The sequence below is a fragment of the Limnobaculum xujianqingii genome (assembly GCF_013394855.1).
In the GTDB taxonomy this organism is placed as follows: Bacteria; Pseudomonadota; Gammaproteobacteria; order Enterobacterales; family Enterobacteriaceae; genus Limnobaculum; species Limnobaculum xujianqingii.
Genome location: NZ_JABMLK010000001.1, coordinates 1,756,830 through 1,775,375 on the forward strand (window position 1 = coordinate 1,756,830; position 18,546 = coordinate 1,775,375).

Here is an 18,546-nt window from a genome sequence, read left to right on the forward strand (position 1 = left end):
TCTTGTTAAATAGACCCAAATTAAGGTTTTTACGCAAACGTTTGCTTTTCATCCAATAAACAGACAAAGCCCCCATAAGACAACTTAAAACACTGTTTTCCACTCATACTAAAAATCATCTTACTGATTTAATTGCTGATTTAATTGCTAATTTATCTGCTATTTTTGTATGGGTAAAACTATTGACATGGATCAATTAAAACATGTATTTTAAATATATGTTAATTAATCCCTATCAAAAGGATATGAGAATGCTTGATAGTCAAACGATTGCCACCATTAAAGCTACCATCCCCGTATTAACTGCTACTGGCCCATCGTTAACCGCTCATTTTTACGATCGCATGTTTCAGCACAATCCTGAGTTGAAAGATATTTTTAACCTAAGCCATCAATTCAGCGGTGCCCAACGTGAAGCATTATTTAATGCGATATGTGCCTATGCGGTAAACATTGAAAATTTAGCGGCCATCCTTCCGGCAGTTGAACGTATTGCCCATAAACACACCAGCTTTAACATTCAACCAGAGCAATATGCCATTGTTGGCGAACACTTACTTGCCACTCTGGATGAAATGTTGAGCCCCGGTGAAGAAGTACTAAATGCCTGGGGGAAAGCCTATCAGGTACTGGCTGATGTATTTATCAAACGGGAAAATGAAATTTATCAGCAGGTCGCTGATAAACAGGGTGGTTGGGAAGGATTACGTCCATTCCGTATTGCTAAAAAACAGCAAGAAAGCGAGATTATTACCAGCTTTGAACTGGAGCCAGTCGACGGCAAACCAGTAGCTGATTTTATACCGGGTCAATATATTGCCCTTTATCTGCAAAGCGACAGTCTGGAATACCAGGAGATTCGTCAGTACTCATTAACCCATGCACCAAACGGTAAATATTACCGTATTGCCGTTAAACGCGAGCCGCAGGGCAAAGCCTCAAACTATCTTCATGATATTGCTCGGCAGGGAGATATTCTCAATCTGGCGCCACCTTATGGCGATTTTCATCTGGATGTTAAACCTGACACCCCGGTTGCATTAATCTCTGGTGGTGTCGGCCTGACACCAATGTTAGGCATGCTAAATACGCTAAAAGTACAAACACACCAAAGTCCGGTTTACTGGCTGCACGCCACTGAACGTTCAGGTGTTCATGCTTTCCGTCAGGAAGTAAACCAGTTGCTCGATAGCATGCCAGATACCGAAGCTCACGTTTGGTACCAGCATCCTCAGGATAGCGATCTGAATGCATCCAACCATTATCAGGGTTTGATGGACCTTGATAAACTGAAGTCCACACTTAACCAGTCTGATATGCACTATTACTTCTGTGGGCCAGTGCCATTTATGCAGCACGTTGCTCAACAGTTAATCAATTGGGGAGTTAAACCACAACAGCTCCATTACGAGTGTTTTGGTCCACATAAAGTGTTATAGCCTGTAGTACAACAAGATGAATGAACCGTTGCCTGTAAAGGTAACGGTTCATAAAGGGAGAGTTCTCAGATAGCGTCTTCGTCCTGCTCACCGGTACGAATACGCACCACCCGAGCCACATCAAATACAAAAATCTTACCGTCGCCAATCTTACCTGTCTGAGCGGTATTCATGATGGTTTCGACGCAGGTATCAACGATATCGTCAGCAACAACAATCTCAATCTTCACCTTTGGCAGAAAATCCACCATATATTCAGCGCCGCGATACAGCTCTGTATGCCCTTTCTGGCGACCAAAACCTTTCACTTCCGTTACCGTCATACCGGTAATACCCACTTCCGCCAGTGCTTCACGGACATCGTCTAACTTAAACGGCTTAATGATTGCGTCAATCTTCTTCATAAAAGTCAAACCCTTACCAGTTTTTACGGCCAAAGCCGGAAGTGATCGGATAACGCCGATCTTTGCCAAAGTTACGTGCAGTAATCCTCGGGCCTACCGGTGACTGCCGACGTTTATACTCATTAATATCAACCAGGCGGATAACCTTACGCACAATCGCCTCATCGAAGCCTTCTGCCACCAGTTGATCTACGGACATATCTCGTTCCACATAGCCATCAAGGATCTTATCCAGTACCGGATAAGGCGGCAGGCTATCTTCATCTTTCTGATCCGGAGCCAACTCCGCGGAAGGTGGACGATCGATCACACGCTGAGGAATCACCGGTGAACGGGTATTGCGATATTCCGATAGTTTAAACACCAGCGTTTTTGGTACATCTTTTAATACATCAAAACCACCCGCCATATCACCATAAAGCGTCGAATACCCTACGGCGATCTCACTTTTATTTCCGGTGGTCAACACCAAACTACCGCGTTTATTCGATAGCCCCATTAAGATCACCCCACGGCAACGCGCCTGCAGGTTTTCTTCAGTGGTATCACGGCGAGTGTTAACAAACATTGGCGCCAGCTGAGTCATAAAGGCATCAAAAATCGGCTCAATGGAGATAACATCAAACTCAACGCCCAGTGTTTCTGCCTCTTCCCGCGCATCCTCAATACTGATCTCTGCGGTATAGCGGAATGGCATCATCACTGCCTGAACCTTCTCTTTGCCCAAAGCATCAACGGCAATCGCCAGCGTCAGAGCGGAATCAATACCGCCCGATAAACCAAGAATCGCCCCTTTAAAGCCATTCTTATTGGCGTAATCGCGTACCGCCAATACCAACGCATCATAAATCAATGAAAGTTCTGATGGTTGCTCTGGCAACACCATGGATTCAATATGATAGTTGTTAAATTTAACCAGTTGAGTCTGCTCTTTAAAGGCTGCCAGTTTGTGCGTCATATTACCTGTCGCATCAAAAACCTTTGAACAGCCGTCAAAAATTAACTCATCCTGACCACCCACCTGATTTAAATACAGCAGTGGCAGGTGGGTGCGATGGCAATGCTCTGCCAGCAGTTGGTTGCGGATATAAGGTTTTTCACGGTTATAAGGCGAAGCGTTAATGGACAGAATCATATCTACATTAGCCGCTTTCAGAGCATCAACCGGGCCGTTAAACCACAAATCTTCACAGATCAGTAACCCAATGCGGTAACCTTTAAATTCGACATAACAGGTTCTGTCATCAGCACTGAAATAGCGTTTCTCATCGAACACGCCATAGTTAGGCAGCTGCTGCTTGTAATAGCGAGTAACCAGATTTCCCTGCCAGAACATGGAAAGTGCATTATACAAATGCCCATTGTCCCGCCATGGATGCCCTACAATAACCGCTGTCTCAGAGGAGGCCGCCTGCAATCGGGCTAATTGCTCATCACAACGCTGATAGAGATCGTCACGATAAAGTAAATCCTCCGGTGGGTAACCGGTCAGGGCCAACTCAGAAAACATCACCAGGTCGGCTCCCGCCTGCTGCTGCTCGCTGATGGTTTGTAGCATACGGTTAGTGTTACCTTCAATATCACCAACCAGCCAATTTAACTGCGCTAATGCGATAGAGAGAGCTTTGCTCATATCAATTCACTGTTCGCTATCAGGTTACAAAGGCGGCAGTATAAATGACTGTCGCCCGGATTAAAAAAGATTAAACGCTACTCTTTAAAATCGTTCGCATCTAACTCATGGCGTGACAACAATTTATAAAATTCAGTTCGGTTTCGTCCTGCCATACGGGCAGCATGGGTAACGTTACCTTTAGTCATCTGTAAAAGCTTGCGTAAATAGAGCAATTCAAACTGATTACGCGCTTCGACAAAGGTTGGTAGTGCGGTATTCTCGCCATCCAAAGCCTGTTGAACCAATGCTTCATTGATAACCGGTGTACTGGTCAACGCTACGCACTGCTCAATGACGTTGACCAGTTGACGTACGTTACCCGGCCAACTGGCGGCCATTAAACGTTTCATCGCATCAGTAGAAAAGCTGCGTACAAAAGGCTTATGGCGTTTCGCTGACTCGCGCAACAGATGGTCAGCTAACAGCGGAATATCTTCTGCCCGTTCATTTAACGCAGGAATTTTTAGGGTAACCACATTCAGGCGATAATAGAGATCTTCACGGAACTCCCCTTTTGCCATGGCTTTTGGCAAATCACGGTGAGTCGCCGAAATAATCCGCACATCGATGTCCAGATCGCGATTACTGCCCAAAGGACGTACCTTACGCTCTTGCAACACCCGTAGCAGTTTTACCTGCAGCGGTAACGGCATATCACCGATCTCATCCAAAAACAGTGTGCCGCCGGTTGCGGCCTGAAACAGGCCATCACGGCTGCTGACTGCGCCAGTGAATGCACCTTTGGCATGTCCAAATAACTCGGACTCCAGAAGTTGTTCCGGTAATGCGCCACAGTTAATCGCAATAAAAGGCTTATTTCCCCGTGGGCTGGCGCTATGTATTGCTTTGGCTAATACCTCTTTACCGGTTCCACTCAGACCATTAATCAGCACGCTCACATCAGACTGAGCCACCATTTTGGCTTGCTCAAGCAGACGTAACATCAGCGGGCTGCGGGTCACTATATTTTCTCGCCAGCTTTCATCACCCGCCGGCACTTTCATCACCAGCGCATCATCAATGGCTTTATACAGCGCATCGCGATCTACCGGTTTAGTCAGGAAACTAAAGACACCCTGCTGTGTCGCGGCAACCGCATCAGGAATAGAGCCATGGGCGGTAAGAATAATAACCGGCATACCTGGCTGATGTTTTTGAATTTCATTAAACAGCGCCATGCCGTCCATTTCATCCATCCGCAGATCGCTGATAACTAAATCTATCTGCTCACGACCTAAACGACGCAATGCTTCTTGTCCACTCTCCGCCGTTGTGACATTGAAACCTTCACTGGTTAAACGCATTCCCAGTAGCTTTAACAGACTGGGATCGTCATCAACCAGTAATAAATTGGCAGGCTTACGCGATGTCATATCAACTAAACTCCTTAATAACGGCTGGTCTATTTTTTCTCTGCTGCTGGAGTATCTACTTTAGCCGGAGCAGCTGTTGCCGGTGGCTGTGCTGGTTTAGCACTCTCTTTTTCTGCTTTACTCTGAGGCGCTGCTGGTTTATCTACTGCGGGTGCGGCGGTTTTTGCAGGCTCCGCAGGTTTCTCACTCACAGCAGGCTTAGCCTCTGGTGCAGGTTTAGCTTCTGGCGTAGATTTTGCGGGCTCAACCGCTTTTTCGTTTGCTGCTGGTTTAGCATCGGGAGCTACTTTCTGAGCTGCTGACGCTGGCTGCGTTACCCCTGCTGGCTTTTCTGGCACCACCGGAGGTGGCGGAATAATAACGGGTGCAGGTTCAACTTTTGCGCCACTACCGATAGTGCTATCGGCCGGAAGATTTTTACGTGATGAGAGCTGACGTTCAATATCGGTCAGGTTCTCCAGCTTGCGCGTCATTTCATTAAGCTGATGTTTGGTATCCTGTAACTGAGCGTGCAGCGCGTCCATTTGTGTATCATTACTTTCTTTTTGGCGCTGATGGCGAACTCTTTCATCCGACAGGCTAAGTTCCATGGACTGTTCATCAGTCCAGAGTTGAATCAGAGAATAGACGGTATCCGGATACATGGAACGGTAATTCTTTAGCTGTTCCAGTGAACGTCGACGTTCTGAATTATTGACCTCAACCCGGGACAACAAGACGGCGCGCTTCATTACACCATCCCAGGTTGTCGTTTCGTATTCAGCGGATTGAGCCTGAGCCCGGGAAGCCGGAAGCGCCTGAGAACAGGTAATCAGGCGTAGCCAATATAATGAGTTAGCATAAGTTTCATTATCCTGAGCTTTCCAGATATTACCGTCACAACTCACTCGTGAATAATCACTGACTTTACGATTTGGCGTTTCATAGCGGATTTCACCCGATGCACTTTCAGTAAACGACTGATAGCTACATCCGGCCAACATTACAGGCAACATAAAAACAGAAAGCGTTAATACTTTCTGCCATCGGCCCGTCACCCCGTGCGTATTCACCGGGCTAAGCGTAGAATGATAATTTAAATCTTGTTTGGTAAACCTTTTAGGCATTATGCATTACTTCTCAGCAGTTAACGGTAGTTCAATTCGAAAGCACACATCGGCATAGTCTACATCGACCAGCAGCAATTCACCGTCCATCTGACGGATACAATCACGGGCAATGCTCAATCCCAGGCCACTGCCTTTTACCGCCCCTTTTCGCTGGCGACTCCCCTGATAAAAGGGTTCAAACAGCATCGTTTTTTCCTGAGGCAGGATTTTTTCTCCGGTATTGGCGATATCTATTTGAATAGATTGTCCAACCTGACGACTAATAACCCAAATGGTACCGGATTCCGCACCATAGTGCACTGCATTGGAATAGAGATTATCAAGAACACGCATTAATAATACCGATTCCGCCCAACAATGGCTCAGCGCCAACTGACATTCCGTGCGCATAAGTTTAGCCCTTGCAGGCAAACTATGGGCGGAAATTACCGCAGAAACCATAACCTGTAGGTCAAGATGCTCTTTTTCGGTACGTACGTCTGTCTGATTGCGGTTGTAGTCCAGCAATTGTTCAATCAGTTGTTGTAAATGTCGGCTACTGTTATCCAGTATAGAGACGACTTCTTTTTGATCGTCGGTTAACGGTCCGACAACCTGATCGAGCAATAATTCCGTACCTTCACGCATGCTGGCCAGCGGTGTTTTCAGTTCATGAGAAATGTGCCGTAAAAATTCATGACGTTGTGATTCCAGCCACGAAAGGCGTTCACTCAGCCAGACAATACGTTGAGCGAGCGACTGGATCTCCCTGGGACCTTTAAATGCAGTGAGATTACTCAGTGACTTCCCTTCTCCCAAACGGTTAATCATACGCTCAACCCGTTTCACCGGCCCAATGATCATTCGGGTAAACAGGAAAACTAAGAATACGCTAAGTAAAAACAGCAATAACGCCTGCTGCCCAAAAAAGTAGCCTTTATCCGCAATGGCCTGCTGTAGTTTTTCACCACGAGAGAAAATAATGGCTCGCGTCGCCTGAACCATATCCGCGTTTGCTTTAGAAAACTGCTCTAATAAAATGGATGACTCTTCATTTGGACCACTGTTCTTACAGTGAATTTCGGCCAGCCCTGCCTGCTGCTGCTTGAGCGTTTTATAATAGTTTTGATCGGGGATAATCGCCGCGTGCATCTCCAGCATTTCAGCATATTGCTGACGCTGATTCAGGTAGAGTGTCTCCAGTGTTTTATCGCCCAGCACACAATATTGCCGATAGCTGCGTTCCATACTTAATGCCAGATTGGTCATTGCTTCGCTACGTCGCGCATCTTTTAGGGTCGTATTATTGCTATCCGCCGCCTGTTCACTCAACAAATCTAAACTTTTATATGCCTGATAAGCCAAAATCAGCAATGGTAATAGCACCAACAGGAAGGCCAGTAACACCAGTTGACGAAGGGAATGAGGAAAACGGCTCAATTTTTTCAACCTGATACTCTCACGGTAAATCAATCGATAACGATGCTAACTGACCCCGATGGAAGAAAATAGCTCTTTAACCTGTTTCATCAAAGATTTTCTTACGCCCGGATTGTTCTGCATCTGTCCATTAAGGGCATAATAACTCAAAAATTGCTTTCAGGCTTTTTTGTGTTATCTCGCTCTACTGCTGTATCGCAGCCAAAAAAAAAGCACTTAACCAAGAATGGTAAGTGCCTAACGAATTTCGTTTACTTTAGTACGTGAGTTCCCGAAGGACGTTTCCGTCCTTCGGGAGAAATACGTGGATGTCCTGAGTTTTCGTCTTCTGAGTGATGGAGGCATAACCTGACATCGATAGACCTGACGAATAACATCCATATGTGTCAATAATTGATGAAGTGTTGTTCATAACAGCAGGTTCATCACAACCTGACACAGGCTGGCACCTCACTCAACGTGTCGTCTGATGTTTGATAAGCTGCCGAAGCAGTGAATATCGGGTTGGTAGACGATAGGTACCATGGCTTTGGCATCATTCTAAGGCTTATGTAGCACCACAAATTGTGTTCTGACATAAAAAGGTGAATGAGCGACGCATAAAATAATGCACATAGCGTGCCACATTTAAAATAAAAATTACAATCAATTGATAAACAATGAATTTTATTTAAATTCATCTACTCATATAATTTAATCGTTCTGTCCTTGCGGTGAATTCTTGCCCGAACCGTCTCTAAAAACCGACACTGTTTTACTGCTCTTTAATTATTTAATGAAATCATATAATTATGTGTCTCTTATTTGAGACAGCCTATCAGACCAATTGTCTGCATTTACCAACAGCAATAAGAAATTCTTTATTATTCATAAAATTAAAAAGGCGACTTTCGTCGCCTTTTTATCATTAATAATGTTCTATTAACCTAGCTGCTTGCGCGCATTACGGAACAAGCGCATCCATGGACCATCTTCGCCCCACTCGGCAGGATGCCAGGAATTACTCACCGTACGGAAAACACGCTCAGGGTGAGGCATCATCAGAGTAATGCGTCCATCCCGGTTGGTAATAGCCGTGATTCCTTTTGGTGAACCATTCGGGTTAGCCGGATAGTTTTCGGTAACCTGACCAAAATTATCCACATAACGCATAGAAACAAGTCCGGATTGATCTAACGCCGTCAGATGTTGTGCATCACGAACTTCAACCCGCCCTTCGCCATGAGAAACGACTATCGGCAGGCGCGAACCCTCCATCCCTTGCAACAGTAATGATGGGCTACGGGTCACTTCTACCAGACTAAAGCGCGCTTCAAAACGCTCTGACAGGTTGCGCACAAAACGCGGCCAATGTTCAGATCCCGGAATCAACTCATTCAGATTAGACATCATCTGACAGCCATTACATACGCCAAGAGACAATGTATCCTGACGATTAAAGAAAGCATCAAATTGGTCACGTACCCGATTATTGAACAGTACCGATTTAGCCCATCCTTCCCCGGCACCTAATACGTCACCATAAGAGAAGCCGCCACAAGCTACCAGCGTATGGAAACCATCCAACTGAATGCTTCCCGACAATAAATCACTCATATGTACATCAACAGCATCAAAGCTTGCCCGATGGAAAGCAGCTGCCATCTCAACATGAGAGTTCACCCCTTGCTCACGTAGTACCGCAACCCGAGGACGCGATTGTTTAGCAATGTAAGGGGCTGCAATATCATCTTTAGCATCAAAGCTCAGATTAACATTCAGACCCGGATCATTTGCCTGCTGTTTTGCCTGATGTTCCATATCAGCACAATCCGGGTTATCACGCAGGCGTTGCATCTGCCATGTTGTTTCAGCCCACCACATACGTAGTGTTTGACGGCTTTGCTTATACACTGGCTTCTCAGCGTAACGAATATCTATCTCATCGCCCGACACTGCACAACCAATATGGTGTACACAGTCAGTTAATCCGAATGATGACAGGCAAGCGTTCACTTCGGTCAACTTATCCTGAGAAACCTGAATAACAGCCCCCAGCTCTTCATTAAACAGAACGGATAACATATCGCTATCCAGTGATTGCAGATCGATCTTTAATCCACAATGACCAGCAAATGCCATTTCTGCCAGAGTCACCATCAATCCACCGTCAGAACGATCGTGATAAGCCAAAAGTGAACGACTGGCAACCAGAGCCTGGATAGCATTAAAGAACGCTGCCAGCTTATCTGCGTTATGTACGTCTGCCGGCTTATCACCCAATTGACGATATACCTGAGCTAATGCTGTCGCACCCAACCCATTTCGCCCTTCACCAAGATCGATAAGCAATAAAGCATTATCTTCTCCGGTATGCAGTTGTGGAGTCACCGTACTACGTACATCCTCCACTCGGGCAAAAGCAGTAATCACCAGAGAAAGTGGTGACGTCATTTCAACCGTTTCACCTTCTTGCTGCCAACGAGTTTTCATTGACATCGAATCTTTGCCCACCGGAATAGTGATACCTAATGCAGGGCACAGCTCCTCTCCTACCGCTTTTACAGCAGCATAAAGACCTGCGTCTTCGCCCGGATGACCGGCAGCAGCCATCCAGTTAGCAGAAAGCTTAATGCGTTTCAGTTCACCAATTTGAGTCGCGGCAATATTGGTTAACGCTTCTCCTACAGCCAGACGCGCTGAAGCGGAGAAATCCAGTAACGCAACCGGCGCTCGCTCACCCAGAGACATCGCTTCGCCATAATAGCTGTCATAGCTGGCGGTAGTTACAGCACAATCCGCAACCGGAATTTGCCATGGGCCAACCATTTGATCGCGAGCAACCATACCGGTGACTGAACGGTCACCAATGGTAATCAGGAAGGTTTTTTCTGCTACCGTTGGCAAATGCAATACACGATTAACCGCTTCTTCCAGTGAAATATCTGCTTTCACCAGCGGTTGAGAGACTGAATTTAATGTTTTGACATCCCGTACCATTTTTGGTGTTTTGCCCAGCAGAACATCTAACGGCAGGTCAATTGGATCGTTATCAAAATGACGATCGTGAAGGGTAAGCTGCTTTTCTTCTGTTGCTTCACCAATCACCGCATAAGGTGCACGTTCGCGACGGCACAGGCGATCAAATAACGCTAATTTTTCTGGCGCTACGGCCAGAACATAGCGTTCCTGAGATTCATTACACCAAACTTCCAATGGGCTCATTCCCGGCTCATCGTTAAGAATGTCGCGTAATTCAAACTTACCGCCACGATTACCATCGCTGACTAATTCAGGCATCGCATTGGATAAACCACCAGCACCAACGTCATGAATAAACAGAATCGGGTTGTCATCGCCCAACTGCCAACAGCGATCAATCACTTCCTGGCAGCGGCGTTCCATCTCCGGGTTATCACGCTGTACCGATGCAAAATCCAAATCTGCATCAGACTGGCCCGAAGCCATTGAAGATGCAGCACCACCACCAAGACCAATGTTCATCGCCGGGCCGCCCAACACGATTAGTTTGGCTCCAACGGTAATCTCACCCTTTTGTACGTGGTCGGCTCGAATGTTACCAATGCCGCCCGCTAACATAATTGGTTTATGGTAGCCACGCAGCTCAAGACCGTTATGGCTGTTCACCTGCTCTTCATAAGTACGGAAATAGCCTAATAATGCAGGGCGACCAAATTCGTTATTAAACGCAGCACCACCAAGCGGACCGTCGGTCATAATATCCAGCGCGGTAACGATACGATCTGGTTTACCGAAATCTTGCTCCCATGGTTGTTCAAAACCAGGAATACGCAGGTTAGAAACTGAAAAACCAACCAGACCTGCTTTAGGTTTCGCACCACGCCCGGTTGCACCCTCATCACGAATTTCACCGCCGGAGCCCGTGGCTGCTCCTGGCCACGGTGAAATAGCCGTTGGGTGGTTATGGGTTTCTACCTTCATCAGAATATGCGCGACTTCCTGATGGTAGTCATAAACACCACTGTCAGGTTTAGCAAAAAAGCGCCCAACTTCTGAGCCCTCCATGACGGCGGCATTATCTTTATAAGCAGACAGAACGTAGTCCGGCGTCTGCTCATAGGTATTCTTAATCATTTTAAACAGCGATTTTGGCTGTGTTTTGCCATCAATCACCCAGTCAGCATTAAAGATTTTATGCCGACAGTGCTCAGAGTTAGCCTGAGCAAACATATACAACTCAATATCGGTTGGATTGCGCTGCAAACCAGTAAAAGCATCCAGCAGATAGTCAATTTCATCGGGTGCTAACGCCAGCCCTAGCTTTTCGTTAGCTTTCTCCAGCGCCTGACGACCTTCAGTGAGTACATCAATCACCACAAATGGAGCTGGCTGATGCTGGGAAAACAACGCTTGCGCTTGCTGAGGTTCAGTAAACACACATTCCATCATTCGATCGTGCAACAAACCGGACAAAATGTGCCATTGAGACTCAGAAAGATTTTCCGCCTGAATGTAATAGGCAATCCCCCGCTCTAAACGGTGGATCGATGATAACCCACAGTTATGTGCAATATCTGTCGCTTTTGATGCCCAGGGTGAAATGGTTCCCGGTCTTGGTGTCACCAGTAACAGACGCCCCTGTGGATCATGTTCTGCCAGTGATGGACCATATTTCAGCAACCGTTTTAACTTTGTCAGCTCATCATCTGACAATGGTGTGATCAAGTCCGCAAAGTGTACATATTCAGCATAAATAGCGCTGACCGGCAGTTGGAGGTCCTGACAAAGTGACAGTAACTTATTGATACGAAAAGCAGATAACGCAGGAGAGCCACGCAAAATTTCCATAGTAGAATTTCTCTGGTCTAAAGAGGCCATCACAATAGGTACTTTAATCGCAATCGGTTTCAAATTTAGTAAAACCCCCGAAAAACCGCCTATTGTGATGACCTCTAAGGCTTAAGCGGAAAAAACTGTGCCTATTATAGAGAATCAAACTCAATGACGAAACCGTTTGCGTAGCTATTATTTTTCGCCTGAATAACGAGTCCGATGAAACATAGTATTTGCTATGTTGTCTTTAGTTAAGCAAAATGCCTGTCTATAAATTCAGGCTTATCCTTTTCCTGATACAAATTAACCGAGAATTCCATTTATTATCAAACGATAAGCAGCTATACGAGATAACCCAAACTAGAGTGATTTCAAAGCCCATGAATGTTTAACTCTATTCGTATTCAGCAAAAAAATTCACCTGATTTAGAGAACCATATTTGAAGCCATTAAAGATTAACTATCTGTTTATTGGTGTTGTTACCCTGCTACTGGCTTTAGCCATGTGGCCAACGCTGCAATGGCGCGGCGATAACAGCACTCAATTACAGAAAATTAAGCAACGAGGCGTGCTCAATGTTGCCACTCTCAACGTTACTCCCTACTACTATCAAAGTAGCACCGGGATTGACGGTCTTGACTATGAGCTGGCGAAACAGTTTGCCGACTATCTTGGTGTTAAATTAAATATTGAAACTGAGCATAACGTTACCAGCCTGTTTACTCAGTTAGAAAATGGTGATGCCGATATGCTGGCTGCCGGGCTTATCTTTAACCCTGAGCGCATGAAAAACCTGAATGTTGGCCCTGCCTACTATTCGGTTTCACAACAGTTGGTTTATCGCCAAAATACGCCTAAGCCTCAATCACTGGCCAATATTAAAGGTAAATTAACGGTCGTAGCGGGTGCAGCCAGTATTTCTACATTGCATCAGCTTAAAAAAAGTAAATATCCAAACCTCAATTGGGATGCTACACCCTCTGACTCTTCTGTCGATCTGTTAAAACAGGTAGCTGATGGAAAACTGGATTACACCATTGCGGATTCGGTCACTATCGCTATGATTCAGCGGATTTATCCTAATCTGGCTGTTGCTTTCGATGTCACGGAAGAAGAGCCGGTGATGTGGTACGTGCGTAAAACTGAGGATAATAGCCTGGATGCCGCCATGCTGAACTTCTTCAATCAAATTAATGAAGATGGCACTCTGGCAAAACTGGAAGAGAAATATCTGGGACATGTTGGTGAATTTGACTATGTCGACACCAAAACCTTTCTAAACGCTATTGATAATACGCTTCCTGGTCTGAAGCCGCTGTTTGAGAAATATGCAAAAGGGATCGACTGGCGTCTGGCCGCAGCCATTGCCTATCAGGAATCACACTGGAACCCAACTGCAACCTCAGCGACCGGCGTACGCGGTATTATGATGCTGACCCGTAATACGGCTGATTCATTAGGTGTTACCGATCGTCTGGATCCAGAGCAAAGCATTCGTGGAGGGTTAACTTATTTAGAGCAACTGATGGCAAAAATTCCGGATAGCGTTCCCGAAGAGGAAAAAATCTGGTTTGCCCTGATTGCTTATAATATGGGATATGCCCATATGCTGGATGCCAGAAGTCTGACAGCCCAACAGGGTGGAAATCCGGACAGTTGGGTAGATGTTAAAAAGCGTCTGACCATGCTCACGCAAAAGCAATATTACAGTAAAACCCGTTATGGCTATGCACGTGGTTATCAGGCTTATCAATTTGTTGAGAATATTCGACGTTATCAACTTAGTCTGGAAGGTTACCTGCAGGAAAAAGATCGTCAGTTGGCTAAAGCCCAACAAACTGCAGCACAGGACGCCGAACTGGGTAAGTCTTACCCTGCAATTAAACCTAATCAATTTCAACTCAGGCAGCCAATACCTCAAGAGCAAAACTAAAAGTTGATGTGGTAATTAACTCAGCCCCTGCCGCAGCATTTTTTGTGATTTGATCTGTTCCCGCCGGCGTTTAAAAAAATCACTTAGTCTTGCCGAGCACTCTTCTGACAGTATACCTGCCGTCACTTCAACATGATGATTCATACCAGGGTGTCCCAGAATATCCATCAGAGAACCGGCAGCACCGGTTTTTAAATCGCTGGCACCATAAACCAAACGCTGAATACGGCTATGTACCATTGCTCCGGCACACATCACACAGGGTTCTAACGTGACATACAATGTAGTATTTAACAGCCGATAGTTTTGCAGCGCTAATCCACCTAGCTGTAACGCCATAATCTCTGCATGGGCAGTTGGATTATGGGTACTGATAGGTCGATTCCAGCCTTCAGCAATCACTTGATTGTCCTGTACTAATACCGCACCAACCGGAATCTCCCCTTCTCTATCGGCCCGTTCAGCTAGCTCCAGCGCATAGCGCATCCAGTCTTCGTCACTGTAATGCGTCATCATCATTAATTACTCTACTTTTTATATTAATCACTACCATCGGTTAGCGATGGCTACTCCAGCTCTTTAAGATTACCCTGCTCATCAACCCGCCAGCGATGCTGGCAGCAGGCAAGCACCGGATCGTCCTGAATACTGTCGCTGTAACCACTGTATAATGACAGCGGTTTGCCCAAACGTTGCTCCAGTTCAACAACTTTTTGTTTGCCTAAACAGCGCATATCAATAACCCAACCGCCGTAGCGACTAACCATTTGACTACCAATCAGATTAACTTTTCCCAGAAAGAAAGAATCAGCATACGCCTCTTCAACCAGGCGCTGAGGTGAACCCGTCAGTAACCATACTTGAGTGTTCTCATCATTCAAATACTCCGCCAGACGCCCCTGAACAACTGGAAAAGGAACCACATCCTGCCGGAAATTTTGAATAAACTGCTGTTCCAGCCATTTCAAGCGTGCTTCATTCTGACCTGCAGTGATTGCCCACAGCATTAGACTCATTGGCCAACGGCTATTTCGCCCATTAATCAGTAATCCTAAAACAATCACGGGTAACAGAGGTATAAGGATAATCAGATTAGCGGGTAAGCGGCGAATCATATAGCGGATAAAGCAACCAAACAGATCCTGTTGATGCAATGTTCCATCCAGATCGAAAAACACATTCCTTTTTTGCGATTGATGCTCTGACACTCTGACTCCTGAAGAATTTTCTGTCTGAAGCCTGCTGTTAGTATTGGCTAATATCCGGCTATTCAGCGGCATATATAACCAGTATACCGTTTATTACTGTTTTTATCGCAGGGAAAAGGAATACCCATTGTGAAGATGCGGTATTCGCTATCCTTACCATCCTTGATATAGTTAGTGAATACCATTAGGAGATTTATCTTATGACCAGAATTCATTATGCACATGCCCATAAGACCTATACACCGGGTCTGGAAATGATGTCTCTGGTTTCAAACAGTACATTTCCCCGCCACTTTCATGGGTTATTCGGTATTGGCATGATTAGAAGCGGAGGCCACCGCTCATGGAGTGGCATAGGCCAGATTCAAGCTCTCCCCGGAGATTTGATTACGGTTAACCCTGGAGAAATACACGATGGAATGTCAATTGGCAGCCATGTGAGGCAGTGGGATATGTTCTATTTTGATCCTATCTTTGTCGCCAATACGCTAGCAGACGAATCTGACAGATATAGCGAAATTACTCTCCCGGCGCTGAATGATATCCGATTTGCCAGGATATTTTCAGCGTTCTGCAACGTTATTAACACCAAAACTCCGGACATGATGGCAATAGAAGAGATGAACCAGTTGCTGTTGCACTACACTTTTAGCCATTATGGAACCAGACGCTATCAGCCTGTTACTCATTCTCCGGCAGTTACTTTAGCGCGACAACGTCTTGATGATGCTCCTGAACAACCGGTTTCACTTCAGGAATTAGCACACCTTACTAACCTAAGTCGTTTCCAGCTATTGCGTGGATTCGCCAAAGAAGTGGGATTACCTCCACACGCTTATTTGCTTCAACAACGCGTTCATTTAGCCCGCAAATTACTGGCAACCAATAAAAGCCTCAGCGATACAGCTCTTGAGGCTGGCTTTGCCGATCAAAGCCATATGACCCGCGCTTTTACCCGTTTATTAGGAATCACTCCGGGTCGCTTACGCCAGTCACTTATCTGATAGCTTTCTGCAATTTCGTTCAAGACACCTCCCGGTCCATTCTGCCATCTTCAGCATCAAATAAACGTCTTACCTGATTCAGGAGAAAAAATGAGTGCTGAATTTCTAATAACGGCTCTGGTCATTGCCATTTTACCGGGTGCTGGTGTTTTTTATACTTTAGCCTGTGGATTGTCTGGCGGTCATAAGGCAAGCTTTGCGGCTTCATTTGGAGGTACACTGGGTATTGTTCCCCATATGCTGGCTGCTATTTCTGGCTTAGCTATTATTTTACATACCCATAGCTATCTTTTTGAGGTATTAAAATATGCCGGAGTGGTCTATTTAATCGTGATGGCATGGAATATGTTGAAATCCAAAGGTTCTTTTACTATTGAACTGAATAGCCCTCCATCATCCTCGCGAAAAATTATCGTTTCTGGCGTATTACTAAATATTTTAAACCCAAAATTAACGCTATTTTTCTTTGCCCTCTTACCACAGTTTATCGACCCGAATGATAATGATTATTTACAGGAAATGATGGCTATGAGTACGGTATTTATGCTGATTACCTTTATTGTATTTATTATTTATGGCCTGTTTGCTTCGGGCATTAGAGGTTATATGAGGTTATATCGCCACTCGTCCACATCTCATAGAAATAATGAGACGCAGCTTTGCCGGGATATTTTTACTGTTGGCAATAAAACTGGCTATCACCCCCAGATAAATGATGCTTTAGCTGCAACCATCATTGGAACTGAGCTGCATGGATGGCTCAGTTCCAATTTGCTCTACACTATGGTTATTGGGCTATAACCAGTTTTATGCTACAGTGCGCGGCATTCATCTCCCCCCTGCATTGACAGGCCCCGATCAACTACATTTTTAGTTAACCGAAATGGATAGCATCTTTAGGTAATGTATTAAAATGGCTTTACTCATTACAAAGCGCTGTATCAACTGTGATATGTGCGAGCATGGGTATTTTTTTATTTAAAAACATATAGTTATTTCCATGTGTTATAAGCTGCAAGCAACACAATTCAACTATATGTTTTTAAGTAATACGCTCCGTAACACAAAAAAACCTCACCCCCTATATTCAAACCGCTTGACAAAAAACAATAAACCCGAAGGTGTAAAAAATTACAAGATTATTTGACAATCGATTTAAATATCGCCTATGCTGATCGGACTAGAAATTCACAAGCGGTCATACCGCACCCGATAGTTTTGCGGCTTTTTTATGCCTGAAAGTCAGGTATACTATCGCTCCTACGTCGGGTGGAGAGGCGTAATACAATACCCGTAAGGGGAATATGCCCGGAGCGTCTTGTGAAGCTCTAGTTGACACCCGGCACCCAACTACTAATTGGGTGAGGTAACTAAAATTCACAAGAGGTCAGACTATGGCTATTAAAATTTTCAAATTCCATAATCACCCATTAAAAGCCCACTACATAGATAACCAAATTTGGTTTGAATCAGCCGATATTGCTAAAGCATTAGGCTATTCAAATCCTAAAGCAGTAACAGGCCTTTATGCCCGCTATAAAAAGGAATTTGAAGGGGGTATGTCCAAGGTACTTGATTCGAGTACCTCGGCGAATTTAAAGGCTCGCAAGCGTATTTTCTCCCTTCGCGGTGTTCATCTAATAGCAATGTTTGCTCGGACTCCCGTAGCCGAAGATTTTCGCAAATGGGTCTTAGACCTACTCGACAAAGAGGTTAAGCCTACCGTCAAAAGCAGAGGGCCTTACAAGAACAGAAAATCCGAATTACCTTGCGGTGTTTATCATCACCAGAGCAAATATAATCCCTATCGTGCTTATGCATGGAATGGCGAAAGCACTGTTTATGTTGGCTGCTTCCCTACAGTAGACGATGCTGTTGCTGCCATAGAACATTTTCGCACTACTGCGACAGTTCAGCGGCTTCCGGCAAGCGAGATAAACATCACCGGTTTAGTACCACACACTAAAGACCTATCTACCAACGCTGCGGTATCCGCGGACGGTACCCACCTTATAGCGCCTAGTGATATGGTCGATCATTTTGCGGTATTGTTGGAAGCTGCGCAGTTTTTAGCGTGCTACAAACATGGAAAAGATCTCGCATGGGAATTGGTCGCCTTTACCCAAGAAACGGCTAAGGGTTCAGCCTCACTATAACTTAGCAAGTATAGCCCGTTTCGGCGGGCTA

General features: G+C 45.3%; 13 protein-coding genes. 5 read left to right on the forward strand and 8 right to left on the reverse strand.

Going from position 1 to position 18,546, the window contains the following annotated elements; all coding sequences use genetic code 11:
- The first annotated feature begins 245 nt into the window (after nt 1-245).
- The gene (hmpA, locus tag GOL65_RS07970; protein WP_140920079.1) at nt 246-1,439 is read left to right on the forward strand and encodes an NO-inducible flavohemoprotein; all 1,194 of its coding nucleotides are present in this window, start codon (nt 246-248) and stop codon (nt 1,437-1,439) included.
- A 65-nt stretch (nt 1,440-1,504) separates the two neighbouring features.
- Here hmpA and glnB read toward each other — a convergent pair whose 3' ends face one another.
- The 6 genes from glnB to purL all read right to left on the reverse strand — a co-directional run bounded on the left by glnB (nt 1,505) and on the right by purL (nt 12,228).
- Entirely contained in the window at nt 1,505-1,843 is a 339-nt protein-coding gene (glnB, locus tag GOL65_RS07975; protein ID WP_108901578.1) for a nitrogen regulatory protein P-II, read from the reverse strand.
- A gap of 13 nt (nt 1,844-1,856) precedes the next feature.
- The gene (locus tag GOL65_RS07980; protein ID WP_140920050.1) at nt 1,857-3,476 is read right to left on the reverse strand and encodes an NAD+ synthase; all 1,620 of its coding nucleotides are present in this window, start codon (nt 3,474-3,476) and stop codon (nt 1,857-1,859) included.
- Between the two features lie 77 nt (nt 3,477-3,553).
- Nucleotides 3,554-4,891, reverse strand: coding sequence for a two-component system response regulator GlrR (gene glrR, locus GOL65_RS07985; RefSeq protein WP_130593025.1), 1,338 nt, complete (start codon nt 4,889-4,891; stop codon nt 3,554-3,556).
- Between the two features lie 29 nt (nt 4,892-4,920).
- Entirely contained in the window at nt 4,921-5,997 is a 1,077-nt protein-coding gene (locus GOL65_RS07990) for a hypothetical protein (RefSeq protein WP_179038220.1), read from the reverse strand.
- A 6-nt stretch (nt 5,998-6,003) separates the two neighbouring features.
- A complete protein-coding gene (locus GOL65_RS07995; protein WP_407657467.1) occupies nt 6,004-7,452 on the reverse strand; it encodes a sensor histidine kinase in 1,449 nt (482 codons plus the stop codon).
- Nucleotides 7,453-8,340: 888 nt separating this feature from the next.
- A complete protein-coding gene (purL, locus tag GOL65_RS08000) occupies nt 8,341-12,228 on the reverse strand; it encodes a phosphoribosylformylglycinamidine synthase (protein ID WP_140920053.1) in 3,888 nt (1,295 codons plus the stop codon).
- Between the two features lie 425 nt (nt 12,229-12,653).
- Between purL and mltF the strand changes: the two genes are divergently transcribed.
- Nucleotides 12,654-14,147: a membrane-bound lytic murein transglycosylase MltF gene (gene mltF, locus GOL65_RS08005; RefSeq protein WP_140920054.1), complete on the forward strand. Its 1,494-nt coding sequence runs from the start codon at nt 12,654-12,656 to the stop codon at nt 14,145-14,147.
- A 15-nt stretch (nt 14,148-14,162) separates the two neighbouring features.
- Here mltF and tadA read toward each other — a convergent pair whose 3' ends face one another.
- Both tadA and yfhb read right to left on the reverse strand, forming a co-directional pair.
- Nucleotides 14,163-14,660, reverse strand: coding sequence for a tRNA adenosine(34) deaminase TadA (gene tadA / locus GOL65_RS08010; protein WP_140920080.1), 498 nt, complete (start codon nt 14,658-14,660; stop codon nt 14,163-14,165).
- A gap of 53 nt (nt 14,661-14,713) precedes the next feature.
- Nucleotides 14,714-15,355, reverse strand: coding sequence for a phosphatidylglycerophosphatase C (yfhb, locus tag GOL65_RS08015; RefSeq protein ID WP_228399073.1), 642 nt, complete (start codon nt 15,353-15,355; stop codon nt 14,714-14,716).
- Between the two features lie 200 nt (nt 15,356-15,555).
- Between yfhb and GOL65_RS08020 the strand changes: the two genes are divergently transcribed.
- From GOL65_RS08020 to GOL65_RS08030, 3 genes are all read left to right on the forward strand, one after another.
- Nucleotides 15,556-16,359, forward strand: coding sequence for an AraC family transcriptional regulator (locus tag GOL65_RS08020; protein ID WP_218652015.1), 804 nt, complete (start codon nt 15,556-15,558; stop codon nt 16,357-16,359).
- A 90-nt stretch (nt 16,360-16,449) separates the two neighbouring features.
- Complete coding sequence (locus GOL65_RS08025) at nt 16,450-17,160, forward strand: LysE family translocator (RefSeq protein ID WP_218652016.1); 711 nt, start codon at nt 16,450-16,452, stop codon at nt 17,158-17,160.
- A 593-nt stretch (nt 17,161-17,753) separates the two neighbouring features.
- Nucleotides 17,754-18,515: a BRO-N domain-containing protein gene (locus tag GOL65_RS08030; RefSeq protein WP_179038221.1), complete on the forward strand. Its 762-nt coding sequence runs from the start codon at nt 17,754-17,756 to the stop codon at nt 18,513-18,515.
- The last annotated feature ends 31 nt before the right edge of the window (nt 18,516-18,546 follow it).